This window comes from Borrelia coriaceae (assembly GCF_023035295.1).
GTDB classification, from domain to species: Bacteria; Spirochaetota; Spirochaetia; order Borreliales; family Borreliaceae; genus Borrelia; species Borrelia coriaceae.
In genome coordinates this window covers 12,694-32,427 of the sequence record NZ_CP075094.1, presented here as the reverse complement: position 1 = coordinate 32,427, position 19,734 = coordinate 12,694, and the positions used below count along the sequence as shown (strand labels likewise).

Genomic DNA, 19,734 nt, shown 5'->3' with positions numbered 1-19,734 from the left:
TATATAATTTGTTATTAGTACAAAACCCTTCTTCATATTGACCATTACTACCCTCATAAAAATCTTATACTCCTCGCAAAAAATCTAAGTATACAATAAAAACTTATAAGTATACTTTTATAAAACTCAAATTACTAAAAAATTAACCCTAAAAACATCTAAGTATACTTATAAAAATCTAATCACACCCTTACAATAAATAAACTGTGTTCCTTACTTTTACTCTAAAGTGTATAATTATATTAATGTTTAGACTCAATTTTTTCAAAAAAACAAAAAGAAAAACCAACCTAATACCCCTACTACTCTCAATGTTAATCCTAATGAATTCATTTTGCTTAGCTCTTTCCTAATAAAATCTCTCAATATTAAACATAAATTATTAGGAATAATAATGTCAACTGATATCCCTCTTACTCACTTAAATCATAAAAATATATTTATTGCAAAAAAAAATAAAAACTCTATTATTTATAGAGCAAATGATACTTTAGAATTTACAAAATATACTTTAATTGTTACTAATGCTATTAAAAGCTTAATAAATAATACAAAACTACCAATCCAAGCATGGAAATTAAATAAATTATTACACAAATTCTTTGACTTTAAAATCACAACTAAAGATTTACACAATATTTATACTTTAATCCTTCATAAAAGAAAAGTCTTTATAAATAATCCTACTCTATTTAATAGCAAAGTATTTGATTATAAAAATAGTCACATAGCTCTTGTTAACAAACCTACAATCCAAAATATAGAAAAAAAACTAAAACATATACACTCTTTTGATATTATTAAAATTAACCATCATAATTTAAACTACTATAAAAACTCTAGATCTCGTTTTAAAAAGCTCATTGCTTCTATAATAGAAGAATTCTTTTTTAGCAATACACACTCTACACACAATCATACAATTCATAAACTCAAAACTCATATTAATCTACGTCTAAAAGAAATGGAAATTTCTTACAAATCTACCTATAAATATCAATTAGAAATTCTTTCTAACGTCTTCAGAAATTGAAATGGAGACTAAAAAATATAAAAACTATTTAATTTACCTAAACTTTAAAGCTTAATATCAAATAGTACAAAACTCAACAACAAAAATTTTACTAGCTCTAACTGAACGACAGATAACACTCTTTATAAGGTATAGACAGCAAATCAAATAATATTCCTACAACATACATTGCAAAAAAATACACATAAAAATCTTTATTTTTTACTTCCAAGATCTATGACAGTAGACATATTGATATTTTTTAAACTAAAATTAATACCAAAATATACTAATTAAAGTTATATATAATCGAATATAAAATTCGTACTAATTTACATTTAAAAATGTAGTACATTTATATATTTCAATCTTAACAAATTATTATGAATAATATACAAATTTAAAGTAAATAAAATATTGTTATTTATTTAAAATCTTTAAAAATATCTGCTGAAAATATTTTTCTCATCACCATACTGTACTAAACACTCTTGTACTATTCGCTATTATTATAATAATTTGTCAATCCCTATAGAATAACACTCATTAGTATATATTAGATCCTCATAACAATTTTTTTGTCATAATTCATATTAAAATAAATGTTTTTGAAAGAACTATGCTCTACATTTCAATTCATATAATTTAAGGAGAGGAAATTATAATGAAAAATTTTAAAAAACCTTTGAGTGTTATTGCTATAATGTCTATGTTAACTAGTTGTGAACTCGTTGCTGACTCTATCTCTAACCAAGATGGTTCCACTGTTGCTATAACTCAGGAAATGAAAAATCAAATCCAAAAAGCTATCCAAAATATAGACATAAACAATATATCTGAAAACAACATTGATGAAATACTCAACAAATTTACTAAGGTAGAACTCAAACCTGATAGCAAAAGAAGCGAAATAAGTACACACTTTAACAACTTAAAAGAAATATTAACAATAATTAAAGATACATTTAACAATAAAATTGACAATAATACAACCGAAACTATTGACAAAATAATAGCTGCTGTAACAAAATTATCTGGAACTACCAATGCTAACATAAGTATTGGAGAAATTAATAGTAATAGCAATACCAAAGCTTCTATTATTTCTAACACTCAGAGTGTTCAAAATATTATTAATGAAATAAAAAAAATAGTTGAAATAGCACAAACATTTGGTATAAACATTGAAAAAGAAAACAACAACAATAATAATCCTGTTAATGCAACAGATAATACAAAGGCTCCTGCTGCTCTTAATGGGGGAAACGGTGGTGCCGGAACAGGAGCTGGTACTGCACTTGCTAAGATAGTAGAAGAAATTAATGCCTCAGCAATGATTGATAAAATATCAAAAGCCCAAATCGCTCATAATAATATTAGTAATACCAATAATAATGATGCTGGACAACTAATTACAGGTACTACTAGTGATGGCAAAGGCGCTGGAGCAAAAAGTAAAGCTGACTTTGCTGCTGCTGTTGCACTAAAAGCTATGAGTGAAAAAGGCAAATTCACTGATTACACAAATAACAACGAAAATGACGACATTCAAGCAGTAAAACAAGCTGCGGCTGAAGCTGTTAACAAAGTATTAAATGGAATTAATACAATTATTATTGATATATTAAAAGCTGAATTTAAGAAAATTAAAAATTAATTAAATCTTAAATAAACACAAAATTATTTAAAAAGCACTAATATACCATAATCAATACTTATATTAGTGCTTTTATTTCCAAGTTAAACAAAAAAATTACTGAATTTTACATAAAATTGTTATTTATAATATGAGTTCAAAAAAGGAAGGAAAGATACTTAACTTACATTTACTTATTTTAAAATAGTGACTTATTTAAAGATTAGTGTCAATAATATTCCTAGACATATAGTAATAATTGTCCCTAACATCCAATTATGTAACCTTGATGTGCCTCTAAACTCTGAAATTGATTTATCTATCTTTACATTTAAGTTACTCTCAATAATATTAATTTTATTATCTAACTCAATCTTATTAATTTCTATATCTTTCCTTACAAGAACAACCTCATTGTTTACAAAAGCTATATCTGACTTTAACTCACTCCTTACACTTTCTATCTTATTGTCTAAATCCTTTATATCTGATTTTAATTCACCTCTTACATTCTATATTTTATTAGAGAACTCATTAAACTTCACATCCATCTTATTATCAAGCTCAACCTTAAATGAAACAATCTCTGAGTTTAAGCTACGTTCTAACATTTCTAACTTCAAGTTAAAATTACTCTCTAAATACTCAATATCTTTATATGTCAACTCATTACGGTAATATCTTTTAGAAAGTTCATTTGCTACATAATCTTGCATCCCCATCTTAACAAACTCTTGATAGATCATATCTTCAGTTATATGTCCATTAAAAATTTGCGAACTACTAACAGAATGCAATGACGACTCTTGCATAAAAATCTCCTTATTTAACTATTATATAATATCTTATGCATTATAAAAACCTTATTTTACTAAAATACACATCAAGATAGCACTCATTTAAAATAAATAACATACCTTTAACACAAACTCTATAACAAACATAATATATTAAAAAAAATTAATAGTAATCTACTATATAGACTAATTTTCAAATAATTCTCTATAATAGATTAGATTATATATGAAAATTAAAAAAGGAGAACATTATGAAAATAATTATCAAATTATTAGTACTTTACAGTACAACATTGTTTTATTGTTGCAATGAAAATGAATCAGATATAGGATTTAGACACGGTAAAAAACACCATGGCCAAACAACAGAAACCTCAATATTTAAACCCCCAACCCCTGAGATTACTGCTCCAACTAATAATGAAAAAACAAAATCTAATTCTTTTATAAATGGATTAAATATAGCAATTAATGAAATACCAAAAGAAATTAAAAACTGGCCAGACAATGGAAAAGAAATATTTACAAAATTTATTATATGGCTTTCAAAAGATATACAAAAACAAAAAGAATTAGAACAAGCTTTTTCTACTGCTTACAATTTCTTAGAAACCAAAAGACAACAATATGCAAATAACGAAACTTTTGATCAATATATACAAAATGGTATTATTACCAAATCGTACGACTATCAAAATGGCAAATATGGAATTCACACCGACGATGTACCACAATATTCCAAAGGAAAACTCATCGGAGGAATTTCTGCAGGTATAAATTTTATACGAGCATTTTTCTCCGACATTTTAGAAACAATCACCACAGAAAAAAATATAGATACAAACGATAATGACAAAATATTTGCATCTATAATAACAACAATACAAGAATCAACAAATGATATGATAGAAGAATGGAAAGAAGAAAAGGTCTCAAAATAATGACAAAAAAACAAAAACCTTAAAATCAAAATAGAAAAGATTAATGGTGGTCATGCAGTTGTAAAATCTGGTGGTTCTGTAACAGCAGGAGCTGCTGCAAAACTAGAAGATAAAGTATTGGAAGCAGATCCATGGGCGATGATTGACAAGATGAAAGATGCTAAGGTTATTGCTCTTACTGGTAATAGTAATGGAGCTGGAGGCACACTAGCTACTAAAGTTGATGCTAATAATACTGGCGCAAAAACTACTGCAGACCTAGCAGCAGAAGTAGCTCTTAAAGCCATAACTAAAGGTGGCAAATTTAGTTATGCTACTAATGAAGAAGGTGCAGTTCGAGCTGCAGCTGCTAGTGCTGTAAATGTAGATTTTTTTAAAAGTACATAAATTTGTATACGGAAATCGTATCAAATATTTGTATCTAAAGTATTGTTCCAAGGTATTTTTTATTACTAGAATAGGTATTTTTTTGATATCTTTGGTTAAGGCTTATAGTATATTTAGTCTACTATTTACAAATACTTATCAATGTCCTTTAGATTTGTTCTTTTTTTTTTATTTTAGCAATTTTAACTTTATAATGATACTTTTATTAGACTATCTACCTAAATTGTTATCTAACTTTTTTATTTACATTGAAAATTTATTTTTAAAATTTTATTATTTGTCCTATAATTAGTATTAGTCACCGGATTACCAGGAGTTCCAGGTTTGATTTCCACACCAAATTTATTTGCTACCTCAATAATTGTTTTCACACCTTCAGCTAATTTATTAACATCTTCCTCATCAGCAATAACAGAATTACCATTATCATTCTCACCAATTTTAAGGCTGCTAGCACTTTTAGCAACATCAGCAAGTTTAGTTAGAGCACCAATTAGTTTATCAAAAACATCATTTGATCCTTGAATAACAGTCTTAACAGTTTCAACACCTTTAGTATCAGCATTTGGAGTAGACGATATTTCTTTTGCCAAACCATCTAATTTACCTTTAGTATCTTCTAATCCTTTTTTTACTTTATCAAAGTGGACGCCTACCTTATCTCTAGTATCATCGAATTTAACAGCACTAAATCCTAATGCGTCTCCTATTGTATTGCCAAAAGAAGTGAATATTTCTTGAAATCTATAACCTATATTGAGAAGAGAATCAGCAAAAGATTTTTTCTTTTCAAGTTCTTCTATTACTCCACTATTACAAGAAAGGAACAAAGAGATAAATAATATTGCACAAATACTTTTTATTCTAATATTTTTAATATTTACTTTCATATATTACGTGCCTCCTTCCCTATCCTTCAACTAAAAAGTCTAGATATAAAAAAGGAAAACTACTCTCATAAAGAGCAATATTTCCCCTTAATTGACTTCATTTTTTCAGTTAATTACTAATTAAAAACTACTTTCATATATAGTTATTAAATTTATATTAGTTCTTCCCTTCATCAGTTACAGGATTAGCATCAAAATTAACCTTCATCGATTCTTTAACAGTTTTAAGTCCTTCATCAATTGTTTTTCTTATTGCTATTGTAAGTGTATTTAATGCCTTAGTTACTGCACTGAGTGCAGCTCTTTTAACTGTGTGGCAACATCCTTTTTTGGAGTACTTTGAGGGGGCCCAGAGAATTTGCCATTTTTAGCCATTGCTCGCAGTGCTATAGCGCCTGCTATAGTTGCATCCTTAGCATCTTGAGCAGCAGATACACTACCAACAGCATCAGTATTTTTAGCTAATGCAACAGCTTTGCCACCAACACCTTTAGAAATAGCTTGCAATATGTCAGCACCGGTTATTGCTCCAACAGCTTTAATGGCATCTTTTGCTGCTTTAGCCGCCACACTGGTTGCATTACCAGAATTATCACTAGCAAATAATTTACCTGCATTATCACTACTATTAGTTCTTACATCACCAGCACTACCATTATCGTTAACAGGACCGTTAGCATCACCAGCATCAGCATCCCCTTCTTTAAGTACCACATTTACAATACCTTTAATTCCCTTCACTAGATTATCAACATCACCAACAGCACCAGCATCCTGCTCAGCAACATTAGCAATTGGCCGACCAGCATCACCAATAGCACCACTAGCAGTCTTTGCTCCTTCAATTACCTTATCAAGTGTTCCAGCAACTAACGTTTTTACAGCATTCTCTACCGCAGTAGCATTAGGATTTCCTTCTTTCTTCATGTTCTCAACAATTTTATTAAGAGATGTCTTAGTACCTTCTAGAGTATTCTGAATCTTTTTAAAGTAATCTCCAATTTCAGACTTTTTAGTATTAGTATTAAACCCTAATGAACTACCAAGCATCTCACCAAAAGAAGTCAAAACAGATAAGAAGTCATTACCTAAATTAGCAATAGAGGATAAGAAAGAATTTTTCTTCTCAAGTTCTTCTATCCCATTATTACAAGAAAGGAATAGAGAGATAAATAATGTTGCACAAATACTTTTTACTTTAATATTTTTAATATATTACGTGACGCCTTTTATCCCCATCCTTTAACTAAAGAGACCAAATAGTTAAAAAACTCTGAATAGAGATAAAACAAGAAGCTAGGAAAACCAAGCACCTAGATTCTTGTTTATTAACTTTATTTTTTACAATTACTTACTTATATACTTATATAATTACAAATTAATATTATAATGTAATTCACATTACATAACCCCTAATTAGATGGAGCAGGAATTGTAAGCTCTGCAATTGAAGCTTCTAATTCAGCATTAGCTGCTTCTAACAACTCATCAACTGTTGTGTTTAAAGCTTTAAGCTCACTTGCTCCATGATCAACAGTTCCATTTGCTATATCTATAGCTTTTTTTGCAACGTCACCATTAACATCTGTTTTCCCAAGTTCAGAATGTTTCTCCTGTAATTTAACTAAAAACGCTGTACTTTTACCAATAAGATCAGTAATCTTCATTTTTAAACCACTAGAAACTTCAGATATTCCTTCTAAGGCTGTTGCTTTATCCTTCACAGTGAATATTATTTTAAATGCTCCTGAAACTAACCTTCCATCTTTATTATTAGAAGAATCATCAGCAAGATCACTTCCACTACTACTTTGCTGAATTTTCTTGCCAATAGCTTTAGCAAGCTCATTTACTGATTTAATTAAAGTATGAATTTCTTTCACATTTGATGCAAAAGCACTAGTATCTTTTATCTTTTTACTTACTGCCTTTAAATCAATCACTGTCCCATCAGCAGTAGCTACTTGTCCTTCTCTAATCTCTGGTCCTCCATTATTACAAGAAAGGAATAAAGATATAAATAATGTTGCACAAAAAGTTTTAATACTTATTTTCATAATTACGTGTACCCTTTTTCCCGATCCCTTAGCTAAAGAGACCAAATATAAAAAAGGGAAACAATTCTTATAAAAAGATATGTTTCCCTTTAATGACTTTATTATTTAATTTTTTATAATTCTTTACTGTTACTTATTTTTTTCAGTTTCTACAGGTTTAACAAATTTATCTTCTTGTTTGACTTTAGACAGAACATCAATAATTGATTTTAAACCAGTATCAATAGTATTTCTAATAGCAATTATAAGAGTACTTAAAGTCTTATTTACTGCACTTGCAGCTGCACCATTTACTGCATGAGCAGATTTAGCTTCACTAGCCTTAGCAGCAAACTTACCACCCTTAGCCATTGCTCTTAATGCTATTCCTGCTGCGATAATTGCGTCTTTCTTTGCAGATGCATCAAGATCACTCTTATCCTCTTTTTTTGCAATAGCAATACTTGCAGCATCTTTTGCTTTATCAATTGCAACATCACTAGCATCACCAGAACTAGCAATAGCTTTCAGAATATCAGCACCACTTACAGCACCGATTGATGCACTTGCTGCCGCTGCTATGGCATCAGTACTATTAGACTTGTTATCACTAAATAATTTGGCAATTGTTTTTTGCTCATTATCTTCTGTCTTAGTAGCAGTAGCATCTCCTTTGTTCTCTAAAACCACTCCAACTATTTGTCCAATTCCTTTAACAAGTTTATTAACACTATCTGCTTCTGCAGGAGTAGCATCCTGACCACCAGTTTTAGTAGCACCACCAATCTTTTCGTCTCCTTTAGCACCACCAGCAGCGGTTTCAGCTCCCTTCTCTATTTTTTCTATAGTCTGAATAAATGAGGTAACCTTTTCTCTTACTTTTTCATAATTACCATTCTTAGAAACTTCTGCTTGCAACTTTTCCTTAACAGATGTCATAGTTTTTTCAATAGCAGTAAAATATTTACCTATATCTTCTTTCTTAGTATCAGATTTAATACCCAATGCATCTGTAACCATATCACCAAAAGAAGTAAAGATATCTAAGAAACCTTGTCTTAAATTAGATATAGAAAGTATAGAATCATTTTGTTTTTGAAGTTCTTCTATCCCATTATTACAAGAAAGGAATAGAGAGATAAATCATATTGCACAAATACTTTTTACTTTAATATTTTTAATATTTATTTTCATATATTACGTGCCTCCTTTTCCCTTCCCTTAACTAAAGAAGCTGGATAGTTAAAATTTAATATAGATAAAATAAAAGCTAGGAGAACTAGACTCCCAGCTTGCTATTTATTAACTTTATTTTTTAAGTTACCTACTTATTAATTAAAATAAATCTTATAATCATTACTTAAGTTATGTATCCTTGAATTAAGATTTAGAAGTAACTTCTCTCTTAGTAGGCCTTGTCAGCTCCTCAATTGCAGATTCTACGGCTGTGTTAGCACCCTTTAACAATACATCAATTGCTGTGTTGAGATCAGCAAGCTCTTTAGCACCTTTAGTGTTATCAACATTATCTTTCTTTATAGCTTTTGGGGCTTCAGCACTTTGCCCAAGGTTATTATGCTGGCTTTTTACTTTAGTTAAAAAATCATCACTTATCTTTTTAGCAGCAATAATCTTTCCCTTCAAATCATCAGAAACATTAACTTTTTGGGCTTCCATCGCTGTCAATTTAGTCTTTAAATCAGCAATTATCTGAAACACACCTGCAACTAAAGAATCATTTTTATCTGCTTCGGTATTAATCCCACTTGCATCAACTTTTTTACCAATAGCTTTAGCAAGCTCATCAATGGACTTAACTAAAGTCTCTATTTCTTTTACACTTTGTGCAAAATCACTAGCCTTTTTTATTTTTTCACTTATCTCCTTTAAATTAGGAACAATATCAGTAGATTTAGCTACTTCATCACCTTTAAGCTCTCCTCCTGAATTATTACAAGAAAGGAAAAGAGAGATAAATAATGTTGCACAAATACTTCTTACTTTAATATTTTTAATATTTATTTTCATATATTACGTGCATCATTTCCTTATCTTTCAAATAAAGAGACTAAATAGTTAAAAATTTTGAACAAAGATAAAAATAAAAGCTAGGAGAACAAAGCTCCTAACTTCCTATGTATCGACCTTACTTTTTAAAGTACTCACCTTTTATTTAAAAAGCAATCCTATCATAATATTTAATTATTTACTCTTTAACAGTTTTAGCAGGTGCTTCAAGAGTCTTATACGCCTCACTTAAGAAAGTTTTAGCGACATTTACCAAGCCAGCAACTGCGCCGTTTAGAGTCTCAAGCTCATTTGCCCCTTTAGTCTTATCAACGTTTTTTATATCTAAGGCTTTCTTTGCATTATCATCAGTAACATCGTGTTTACAAAGATCACCATCTTTCTTCACTTTATCTAAAAATTCCTGACTTTTTGTAGCGACATCATCAAGCTTTGTCTTCAATTCAGCAGGAATACCATCTTTTTTTGCTAGTTCTATTACCTTAGCCTTTAAAGTTGATATTATATTATATGCCGATACAATTATTAGTCCATTATTATTACCCGCTTGAGAAGCAATAGCAGCAGTATTTTGGGTTAATTTATTCCCAATTCCCTTAGCAATCTCACCCACTGACTTAATTAAAGTATCCACTTCTTCAATACCCATCACAAATTCGACCGCACCTTTTATACTGTCACCTATTTCTTTCAAATTAATAAGTGTTCCATCAGCTGTAGTTGCTTGCCCATCTCTAAGCTCTCTAGACACAGGCCCTGCATTATTACAAGAAAGGAATAGAGAGATAAATAATGTTGCACAAATACTTTTTATATTTATATTTTTAATATTTATTTTCATATATTACATGACGCCTTTTTCACTACCCTTTAACTAAAAGAGGCCAGATACAACAGAAAGAAAACGCCCCTCATACAGAAAAACGTTTTCCTTAAATGACTTTATTATGTATTTCTTATTAAATTTTAATTAGTTCTTAGCTTCAGTTGCTTCACCAATATTCTTATTCTCAGAATATTCTATTCCCTTAACAACTTCTTTTACCTTATCTAGATTACTTATTACTGATTTCCTAATTAGGAAATCAAGTATTCCTAATACCTTATTCACTGCATTTGATGCTGCTGCTTTAATTGCTTCAGTTTCACCAGACTGAGCACTAAATTTACCACCTTTAGTCATAGCTTTTAGTGCAACAGCTGCTGCTAAGTCTGCATTAGTTTTAGCACCATTATGACTATCATTAGAAGGTAATTTAGTAGCCAATATTCCGGCATCGTTTTTAGAAGCATTAGTATCAGTATTAGGACTAGATGGGATCTTAGCATCTTTTATCTTATCAATCATTGCCCATGGATCTGCTTTAGCAACTTCAGCAGCTAGCAAAGCAGCAGCACCTGCATCAGCCTGAGTACTCTGTTTACCAACAAGTGCTGCTCCTGCTTTGTCACCACCTCCAGCCACTTCGGACCCAGGTTCTCCAACATCAAGTTTCACACCAGAGTCAGTAGCAGACTTAATTATACTCTGAACGCCTTCAATAACGATCTTAACATCAGCATCAGTAGAACCAGAGGCTTTTGTTGCAGAAGTCACTGCATCACCAATATTAGTAGTACCCCCTTTTTTAGTTACTTCAGCAAGTTTAGTTAAAGAGTCAATTAATTTTGTAACTATTCCACTAGCATTGCTAATAACAGCTTCAACTCCTTTAGTATCAGCATAAGGAGTAGAAGTTATTTTCGTTGCTAACTCTTCTAATTTAGTCTTAGTATTCTTTAGTCCATCTCCTAGAGTTTCGAAGTGTTTACCTACTGCACTTTTATTATCCTCAGGTTTAACAGCATTAAATCCTAAAGCATCTCCTATGGTATTACCAAAAGAAGTGAATATTTCTTGAAAGCCATGACTAAGAACATAAGAATTTACTCAAAAGACCAATATTACATAACAAGTTTATATAATTATCTTTAAAAAGATTGTTTTGGGCAAAAAAATAACTGATATGCAATTAATTAAAGGAGGGAAGAACTTCCATTAAAGGCACTTATTTAAATATTAATGTCAATAAAATTCCTAAACATATAGTAATAATAGTACCAAACATCCAATTATGTAACCTTAATGTACTCTTAAGCTTCATTTCGTTAATGTCTATCTTTTTATCAAGTTCATTAAATTTAGTTTCTATCTTGTTGTCAAGTTCATTAAATTTAGTTTCTATCTTGTTGTCAAGTTCGATCTTAACAGACATAATCTCAGCTCTTAAGCTACGTTCTAACATTTCAAGTTTTAAGTTAAAATTACTCTCTAAATACTCAATATCTTTATAAGTAAGCTCATTACGATAATATCTTTTAGAAAGATCATTTGCTACATAATCTTGCATACCCATCTTCACAAATTCTTGGTATATCATATCTTCGGTTACATGACCATTAAAAACTTGTGTATTACCAACAGAATGCAATGCTGTATTTTGCATAAGAACCTCCTTATATAATTATAATATAATACCTTAAGTATCATAGTAAATTTATTTTAATAAAACGTAATTTAAACAAAATATGTCACTATATCTAGCATAAATGTTAGACTTATCTTCCTACTTAATTTATCAAGTATCTCAAATCAATCTTAAAGAAAGATACCAAATAAATTAAAATCAAATCTTAATTCAGATACTAGCACTTGATTTGTAGTATTGGTATTAATCTGTTGTTTGAAAAGCTGCTATCACTAATTTTTAGACCTAAATTATTCACAAAATACTTTTAAAAAGGAAAACTACTCCTATACAAGAAGTGTTTCCCTTTAATGACTTTATTTTTTAGTTTAACTATTCATTTATTTAGTAGTAGGTTGTTGAACAGTACCAGCGTCTGTAGTTTCACCAGTAGTCCCTAAGTACTCTATTTTCTTAACAGCTTCTCTTATCTTATCTAGATTGCTTGCTACCGTTTTCCTAATTAGGAAATCAAGTATTCCTAATACCTTATTCACTGCACTAGCTGCTGCTTTAAATGCTTCTTTATCAGCAGATTTAGCACTAAATTTACCACCTTTAGTCATAGCCTTTAATGCAACAGCTGCAGCTAGGTCTGCATTAGTAGCTGCACCAGCAGGACTACTAGCATCAGCATTAGAAGCAGCTAATTTTCCAGCATCAGGATTACCACCATTAAGAGCAGCAGGGTCAATAGCAGTAGCATTCTTAATCTTATTTAGAATTGCCCAGGGATCTGCTTTAACAACTTCAGTAGCTAGCTTATCACCAGCTCCCTGATTTGCAGTACCATTAAAACCACCAAGAACAGCAATAGCATCAGTTTGCGTTTTATTAGCAACAGCAACACCGCCTCACCAGATCTGAGTTCTACGCCGACCTTTATCCCTTCTTCAACAATTGTCTTAATCCCCTCAATAATTGCTCCAACTCCAACTTTTTCAGCACCACCAACAGCACCATCATGATTATCACCAATATTAGTACTGCCCCAGCCCCATTAGTAACACCAGAAAGTTTAATTAGAGCAGCAATTAATTTATCAAAAATATCATTTGCTCCTTTAATTGCACCCTTAACAGCTTCAATTGTACTCCCATCAGCATTCTTTGCTTCATATATTTTACTTGATAATTCATTTAACTTATTCTTAGTTGTTATAAGTCCCTCCTTCAAGCTTCTTAAAGTGCTCTCCTATTACACTTCTATTATCGGCAGATTTTACTGCTGTAAAACCAAAAAAATCACCAATAGCATTACCAAATGAACCGAATATTTCTTGAAATCCATGTCCTATATTGATAAGTGACTCAAAGAAAGTATTTTTAGATTCAGCAGCCATTCTCTCAGCTTCAAGTTGTCCAGTACAACTAAGAAGTAAAAATAAAGAAATAAATGTTGCACAAATAGTTTTTATTCTTATTTTCATATATTACGTGCCCCCTTCCTCACTATCCTTTAAATAAAAGGCTCAATACAAAAAAAGGAAAACATCTCCCCTATAAATAGATAAGAAAGAGTCTTCCTGAAATGAATTTACTATTTTAGTGCTGGCTTCGTACTACTTATTGATTATTTGCTGTTGCTTCTACAGATTGATCCTCTTGTTTAACTGTTTTAAGAATATTACTAATTGTCTTTAAACCACTATCAACTGTATTTCTTATTGCTATTATAAGAGTACTTAGTGTCTTGTTTACTGCACTAGCTACTGCACCATTAATTGCATTAGCATCTTTAAAATGACTATCATCCTGTTTTGCAGCAAATTTACCATCTTTAGCCATTGCGCGCAATGCTATTCCTGCTGCTATTACTGCATCTTTCTTTGCTTCAGAAGTACCAAGATCCTTACCACTAGAAGAATCTTTTTTAGCAGAAGCAATATTTGCTGCATCTTTTGCTGCTTTCTCAATGGGGTAGATTCATCAACAGCCCCCCTGACTTTGCTATTGCCTGTAGTATATCAGCACCAGTTACTGCTCCTATTGATGCGCTTGCTGCCGCTGCGATAGCTTCTGTTCCATCATTAGCCTTACCGCTAAACAACTTACCTACTGTCTTATGTTGATCCTCTTTAGTCTTAGTGGCTTCTGCATCACCCTTTCCTTTCAACACCACGTCAACCATTCCCTTAATTCCTTGAACAATAAAATTAATACTTTTAGAACCAGCAGGCGCAGAATCCTGATTTGAAACAGTATTTCCAATATTACCAGCACCAATACCATTAACAATTTGTTTTGCTCCATTGCCTATTTTATCTAGTATCTCAATAAATTCGCCAAAAGCTGTCTTTACCTTTCCATAATTCTCATAATTCTTATCATTAGTAATCTCAGATGTCAATTTAGCTTTAACCGTTTTCATAGTATCAGCAATATCAGTGAAATACTTACCAATCTCAGATTTTTTAGTGTCAGCTTTAATACCAAAAGCATCAGTAACCATATTCCCAAAAGAAGTGAAAACGTCTAAAAAGCTTTGTCTTAAATTAGATATAGAGCGTATAGAATGATTTTCCTTTTGAAGTTCTTCTATCCCATTATTACAAGAAAGGAAAAGAGAGATAAATAATGTTGCACAAATACTTTTTATATTTTTAGTCATATATTACGTGCCTCCTTTTACCTATCCCTTAACTAAAGAGGTTAAATAGTTAATAAACTTTAAATAAGAAAAAAAAGCCAGGATAATCAAACTCCTAGCTTTCTACTTATTGGCTTTATCCGTCTCAGTTACCTACATCATATCATTAAATATTACTCTTAATTTAAAATAATTACTTAAAGTAATTCCCTTAATTAGTTATTTTGAGCAGGAATAGCTTTAGCAGGCTCTTTAAATTCCTTCATCACGGCTGCTAATGCACCATTAGCAGTATTCAACAACGCATCAACTGCTGTGTTAAGAGCCTTCAGTTCATTTCCCCCTTTACTTCCATCACTCTTTATATTTATAGCTTTCGGAATCTCAGCATCTTGATCAAGGGTAGAATGATTAGTTTTCAATTTAACTAAAAAGGCTTCAACTTTGCTTTTAGCATCAGAAACTTTACCCTTAACTTCATTAGAAATTCCAGATGTTTTTTCTAATCCTGTTAATTTAGTCTCTATACCCAATATCAATGTAAATATCCCTGCAAGTAATGGACCATTTTTATTACCGGTATCAGAAGTAAGCTCACCACTACCATTAATTTTCTTTGCAATTACTTTAGGCAACTCTTCTATTACTGACTTCACTAAAGTAGATATTTCTTTTACACCATCAGCAAAAACAACAGCATCCTCTATCTTCTTACCTAATTTTGATAAATCAACTACTGTGCCATCAGCCATAGCTGCTTGCCCTTCCCTGAGCTCTTTAGGCTCTGGTCCTGAATTATTACAAGAAAGGAATAAAGAAATAAATAATGTTGCACAAATACTTTTTACTTTAATATTTTTAATATTTATTTTCATAATTACGTGCCTCCTTTCTCCCTTCCCCTTAATAAAGAGACTAGATATAAATAAAAGAAACACTACTCTCATAAAGAACAGCATTTCCCTTAATTGACTTTATTATTTGGTTTACTTATCTTTTTTTAAAATAAATTATAAGTAGTTATTTAACAGTAGCATCAGCTTCTGTAGTTACAGGAGTAACATTAGCATTTATATTCATAGCATCTTTAACCGTTTTAAGCCCTTCATCTATTGTTTTTCTTATTGCAATATTTAGGGTATTTAATGCTTTAGTCACTGCACTTATTGCTGCGCCTTTAACTGCAGCAGCAACAGCATCGGATTTAGAACTAGGACCAGCAAATTTACCATTCTTTGCCATCGCTCTTAATGCAATAGCTCCTGCTATAGTTGCATCTGTGGCACCATTTGCAGCAGTAACATTACTATTAGCTTCAGAATTTTTAGCTAAAACAGCAGCTTTGCCACTAATACCTGTAGAAATAGCTTGTAATATATCAGCTCCAGTTACTGCTCCAACAGCTTTTGCTGCATCTTTGGCTGCCTTCGCCGCATTAGCCTGCAGTATCAGCACTATCACTACCAAATAATTTACCTGCACCAGCTGTAGCGGTGACTCTTTTAGCACCAGCATTACCATTAGACTCGTCAACAGAACTTGTATCATCACCAGCATCAGGATTACCTTCATTTTTAAGTACTATATCTACTATATTTTTAATTCCTTTTACTAAATTATCAACATCACCAATAGCACCTGCATTAGTCTCAGCAACATCGCCAAGTAGCTCACTAGCATTACCAATAACCTCACTGACAATCTTAGCACCTTCAATCATCTTAGTAAGTTTTTCACTAACTAACTTAGTTACAGCAGCCTCAGTTGCAAAAGCATTAGGATTATTTGATGATTTCATGTCCTCAACAATTGTATTAAGCTTACCCTTAACTCCTTCTACAGCTTCTTTTACTGTCTTAAAATAATCTCCAACCTTAGCTTTTGGAGTAGCAGCCTTAAATCCCAAAGTATCAGTAACCATATCCCCAAAAGAAGTAAAGACATCTAAGAAGTCATTACCCAAATTAGCAAGTGAGGATAAGAAAGTATTTCTCTTCTCAAATTCTTCTATCCCATTATTACAAGAAAGGAATAAAGAGATAAATAATGTTGCACAAATACTTTTTACTCTAATATTTTTAATATTTATTTTCATATATTACGTGAACCCTTTGTCCCTATTCTTTAACCAAAGAGGGTAGATACAATTAAAGGAAAACTACTCTTATAGAAGAAGTGTTGACCTTAAATAACTTTATCAGTTTATCAATTTTATTATTGACAATCCTTTATTTTTGTACACCAGCTAATATATTAATATATAAGTATAGTGAACATCTATTTATATTATTGTTTAACTATAGCAACGGCATCATATTCAATGCATTAATATTATTACCAACACTAAATCACTAATCTTAGCCATTACTCTTATATGACAAATGCCCCTCCTTGAATGATTTTATTATAAGATCTTTACTGGTTGCACTGACTACTCTCAACCTTTTAACATTTTCACTTACCATTGCCATACTTACTTATATTTAAGTTTTTATTTCAAATTTAAAGTAGAAGGGAACCTAGACTTATATCTAAGTTTGCCTCCTAATCAAATTCCTAAATAACTTAAAACATTATTTACAAAAGTATCTGTCTTATTATTTCCTACTTGAGTCAGAATCTGATACTTGTGAAACTCTTGCTTTATCTATTTGTTCTTTTACTGTTCCAATCACATTTTTTACTGTCTTTTTGATTATATCTTCTACTGCTACTAATAATTTATTTACTTCTGTTATCCCTGCTGATTGTGCTGCTTTAGCATCGTTACCACCACTATTTGCAGCTAATTTACCCCCCCCTTAACCAAGGATCGTAGCGCTATTCCACCTGCCACTTCTGCATCTTTTTTACCATTAGAAGCGCTACCAGATATATCTTTAGCTAATGTAGCAGCAACACCTTTAGAAATAGCTTGTAATATGTCAGCACTAGTTACTGCTGAAACAGCTTTAACTGCATCACTCGCATTAGCACCAGCAGCAGTACCAAATAACTTTCCTGCCTCACCATTACCACCATTTCTTGCACTACCAGCCGTACCAGCATCCGGAACGGGACCTTTAATATCACCAGCATCATGCTTACCTTCATCAGATTTAAGGACCACTTCCACAATTGATTTAATTCCATTTATTAAATTCTCAACATCACCTTTAGCACCTGCAGGAGCTGATTGAGCAGTACCAACATCACCAAGTGGTGCATCACCAACATCCTTTAAAGCCTCACTAACAATAGTAGCACCTTCTATGATCTTACTAAGTTTTTTACCAATCAAATCATTCACAGCAGTCTCAACAGCAGAAGCATTAGAATTACCTTGTGTCTTCATATCAGCAACAAGTTTTTCAAGTTTATCCTTAGTTCCTTGTACAGCATCTTGTACTTTTTTAAAGTATTTCCCAACATCAGACTTTTTAGCAATCTTAGCATCAAAGTTTAAAACACTACCAATTGAATCCCCAAAAGAAGTGAAAACATCTAAGAAGTCATTACCTAAATTAGCTAGTGAGGATAAAAAATGGTTTTTCCTCTCAAGGTCTTCTATCCCATTATTACAAGAAAGGAATAAAGAGATAAACAATGTTGCACAAATACTTTTTATATTTATATTTTTAATATTTTTAGTTATATATTACCCGCCTCCTTCTTTCCCACCCCTTAACTAAAGAGACTAGATAGAAAAAAAGGAAAACAACCCTTATACAGAAAAATGTTTTCCTTTAATGACTTTATTATTTAGTTTACTTTTATTTTATTATTTATTTAGTAGCAGTACCAACACCTGTAACTTCACCAGTAGTCTCTGAATATTTTATTTCCTTAACAGCCTTTCTTACTTTATCTAGATTGCTTTCTACTGTTTTCCTAATTATAAAATCTAGTATTCCTAATACCTTATTTACTGCACTAGCAGCAGATGCTTTAACCGAGTCTGCATCATCGCCATGAGCATTAAATTTACCATTCTTAGTAATAGCCTTAAGAGCTACTGCCGCTGTGCTAAGTCTGCATTACTTTTTGCTCCAGCACTAGCACTAGCATTACCACTAGAAGAAGCTAATTTTCCAGCATCATGACTACCAGCACCAAGTTTAGCAGGGGAAGTAGGAGTAGCATTCTTAATTTTGTCAATCATTGCCCATGGATCTGCTTTTAATACTTCAGCTGCTAGATTAGGACCAGCTCCTTTAGTTGCTGCAGTATTATGACCACCAAGTACAACAATAGCATCAGTAGTAACAGAAGCAGTAGTTATCGAACTACCAGCATCTCCGGGTTTGATTTCCATGCCAGCTTTTCCTGCCTCTTCAACAATTGTTTTAATTCCCCCAACAATGGCTTCAACCCCAGACTTTTCAGCACCAACACCAGCACTAACGGTATTATCACCAATATCAGTACTACCAGTAGCTCCAGATAACTTAGCTAAAGCACCAATTAATTTATCAAAAACTTCATTTGAGTCTTCAATTACATCCTCAACTACTTTAATTGTACCTCTATCAGCATTCTTTGCTCCCGATATTTTATTTGATAGATCATTTAACTTATTCTTAGTTGATTTTAATCTCTCTCCTAGAACATCAAAGTGTTTTTTCACTTCACTTCTATTATCTTCAGGTTTAATAGTACTAAATCCTAATGCGTTTCCAATAGCATTCCCAAATGAACCGAATATTTCTTGAAACTCATGACCTATATTGACAAGAGAATCAGAAAAAATATTTTTCTTTTCAAGTTCTTCTATTCCATTATTACAAGAAAGGAATAGAAAGATAAATAACGTTGCACAAATACTTTTTATCCTAATATTTATTTTCATATATTACCTGTCTCCTTTTCCCTATTCCTTCAACTAAAGAAGCTAAATACAAAAAAAGGAAAACCACTCTCATATAGAAAAGT

Annotated in this window: 11 protein-coding genes and 8 pseudogenes; 4 read left to right on the top strand and 15 right to left on the bottom strand. The window is 31.4% G+C overall.

Features of this window, described 5'->3' with window-relative positions; genetic code table 11:
- Positions 1-394 precede the first annotated feature (394 nt).
- Together bcCo53_RS07800 and bcCo53_RS07795 are read left to right on the top strand one after the other, a co-directional pair.
- Positions 395-1,033, top strand: a complete 639-nt coding sequence (locus bcCo53_RS07800) for a hypothetical protein (protein ID WP_025408623.1) — start codon at positions 395-397, stop codon at positions 1,031-1,033.
- Positions 1,034-1,676: 643 nt separating this feature from the next.
- The gene (locus bcCo53_RS07795; RefSeq protein ID WP_025408624.1) at positions 1,677-2,669 is read left to right on the top strand and encodes a variable large family protein; all 993 of its coding nucleotides are present in this window, start codon (positions 1,677-1,679) and stop codon (positions 2,667-2,669) included.
- A 491-nt stretch (positions 2,670-3,160) separates the two neighbouring features.
- Here bcCo53_RS07795 and bdr (bcCo53_RS08860) read toward each other — a convergent pair whose 3' ends face one another.
- On the bottom strand, positions 3,161-3,460 hold the full coding sequence (gene bdr / locus bcCo53_RS08860; protein ID WP_338390678.1) for a Bdr family repetitive protein: 300 nt from the start codon (positions 3,458-3,460) through the stop codon (positions 3,161-3,163).
- Positions 3,461-3,696: 236 nt separating this feature from the next.
- Between bdr (bcCo53_RS08860) and bcCo53_RS07785 the strand changes: the two genes are divergently transcribed.
- Positions 3,697-4,386 (top strand): Mlp family lipoprotein, encoded by a 690-nt coding sequence (locus bcCo53_RS07785; RefSeq protein ID WP_025408625.1) that lies wholly within the window; start codon positions 3,697-3,699, stop codon positions 4,384-4,386.
- A 78-nt stretch (positions 4,387-4,464) separates the two neighbouring features.
- A pseudogene (locus tag bcCo53_RS07780) lies at positions 4,465-4,749 on the top strand (variable large family protein); the annotation flags it as partial.
- Between the two features lie 263 nt (positions 4,750-5,012).
- On the opposite strand, the gene bcCo53_RS07775 reads toward bcCo53_RS07780, so the two are convergent.
- The 14 genes and pseudogenes from bcCo53_RS07775 to bcCo53_RS07710 all read right to left on the bottom strand — a co-directional run bounded on the left by bcCo53_RS07775 (position 5,013) and on the right by bcCo53_RS07710 (position 19,651).
- The gene (locus tag bcCo53_RS07775; protein ID WP_025408627.1) at positions 5,013-5,663 is read right to left on the bottom strand and encodes a variable large family protein; all 651 of its coding nucleotides are present in this window, start codon (positions 5,661-5,663) and stop codon (positions 5,013-5,015) included.
- A 157-nt stretch (positions 5,664-5,820) separates the two neighbouring features.
- Positions 5,821-6,875: pseudogene (locus tag bcCo53_RS07770) on the bottom strand (variable large family protein).
- Between the two features lie 200 nt (positions 6,876-7,075).
- Positions 7,076-7,720, bottom strand: coding sequence for a Vsp/OspC family lipoprotein (locus bcCo53_RS07765; protein WP_025408629.1), 645 nt, complete (start codon positions 7,718-7,720; stop codon positions 7,076-7,078).
- A gap of 129 nt (positions 7,721-7,849) precedes the next feature.
- Positions 7,850-8,839 (bottom strand): variable large family protein, encoded by a 990-nt coding sequence (locus bcCo53_RS07760; protein WP_211228812.1) that lies wholly within the window; start codon positions 8,837-8,839, stop codon positions 7,850-7,852.
- Positions 8,840-9,079: 240 nt separating this feature from the next.
- The gene (locus tag bcCo53_RS07755) at positions 9,080-9,727 is read right to left on the bottom strand and encodes a Vsp/OspC family lipoprotein (RefSeq protein ID WP_038364924.1); all 648 of its coding nucleotides are present in this window, start codon (positions 9,725-9,727) and stop codon (positions 9,080-9,082) included.
- Positions 9,728-9,905: 178 nt separating this feature from the next.
- The gene (locus bcCo53_RS07750; RefSeq protein WP_025408631.1) at positions 9,906-10,568 is read right to left on the bottom strand and encodes a Vsp/OspC family lipoprotein; all 663 of its coding nucleotides are present in this window, start codon (positions 10,566-10,568) and stop codon (positions 9,906-9,908) included.
- A 129-nt stretch (positions 10,569-10,697) separates the two neighbouring features.
- Positions 10,698-11,642 (bottom strand): annotated as a pseudogene (locus bcCo53_RS07745) (variable large family protein); the annotation flags it as partial.
- A gap of 133 nt (positions 11,643-11,775) precedes the next feature.
- A complete protein-coding gene (gene bdr, locus bcCo53_RS07740) occupies positions 11,776-12,213 on the bottom strand; it encodes a Bdr family repetitive protein (protein ID WP_051480073.1) in 438 nt (145 codons plus the stop codon).
- A gap of 362 nt (positions 12,214-12,575) precedes the next feature.
- Positions 12,576-13,663 (bottom strand): annotated as a pseudogene (locus bcCo53_RS07735) (variable large family protein).
- A gap of 136 nt (positions 13,664-13,799) precedes the next feature.
- Positions 13,800-14,844, bottom strand: a pseudogene (locus bcCo53_RS07730) (variable large family protein).
- 194 nt (positions 14,845-15,038) lie between these two features.
- Positions 15,039-15,698, bottom strand: coding sequence for a Vsp/OspC family lipoprotein (locus tag bcCo53_RS07725; protein WP_025408636.1), 660 nt, complete (start codon positions 15,696-15,698; stop codon positions 15,039-15,041).
- A gap of 145 nt (positions 15,699-15,843) precedes the next feature.
- Positions 15,844-16,918: pseudogene (locus bcCo53_RS07720) on the bottom strand (variable large family protein).
- A gap of 502 nt (positions 16,919-17,420) precedes the next feature.
- Positions 17,421-18,457 (bottom strand): annotated as a pseudogene (locus bcCo53_RS07715) (variable large family protein).
- A gap of 130 nt (positions 18,458-18,587) precedes the next feature.
- Positions 18,588-19,651: pseudogene (locus tag bcCo53_RS07710) on the bottom strand (variable large family protein).
- Positions 19,652-19,734 lie beyond the last annotated feature (83 nt).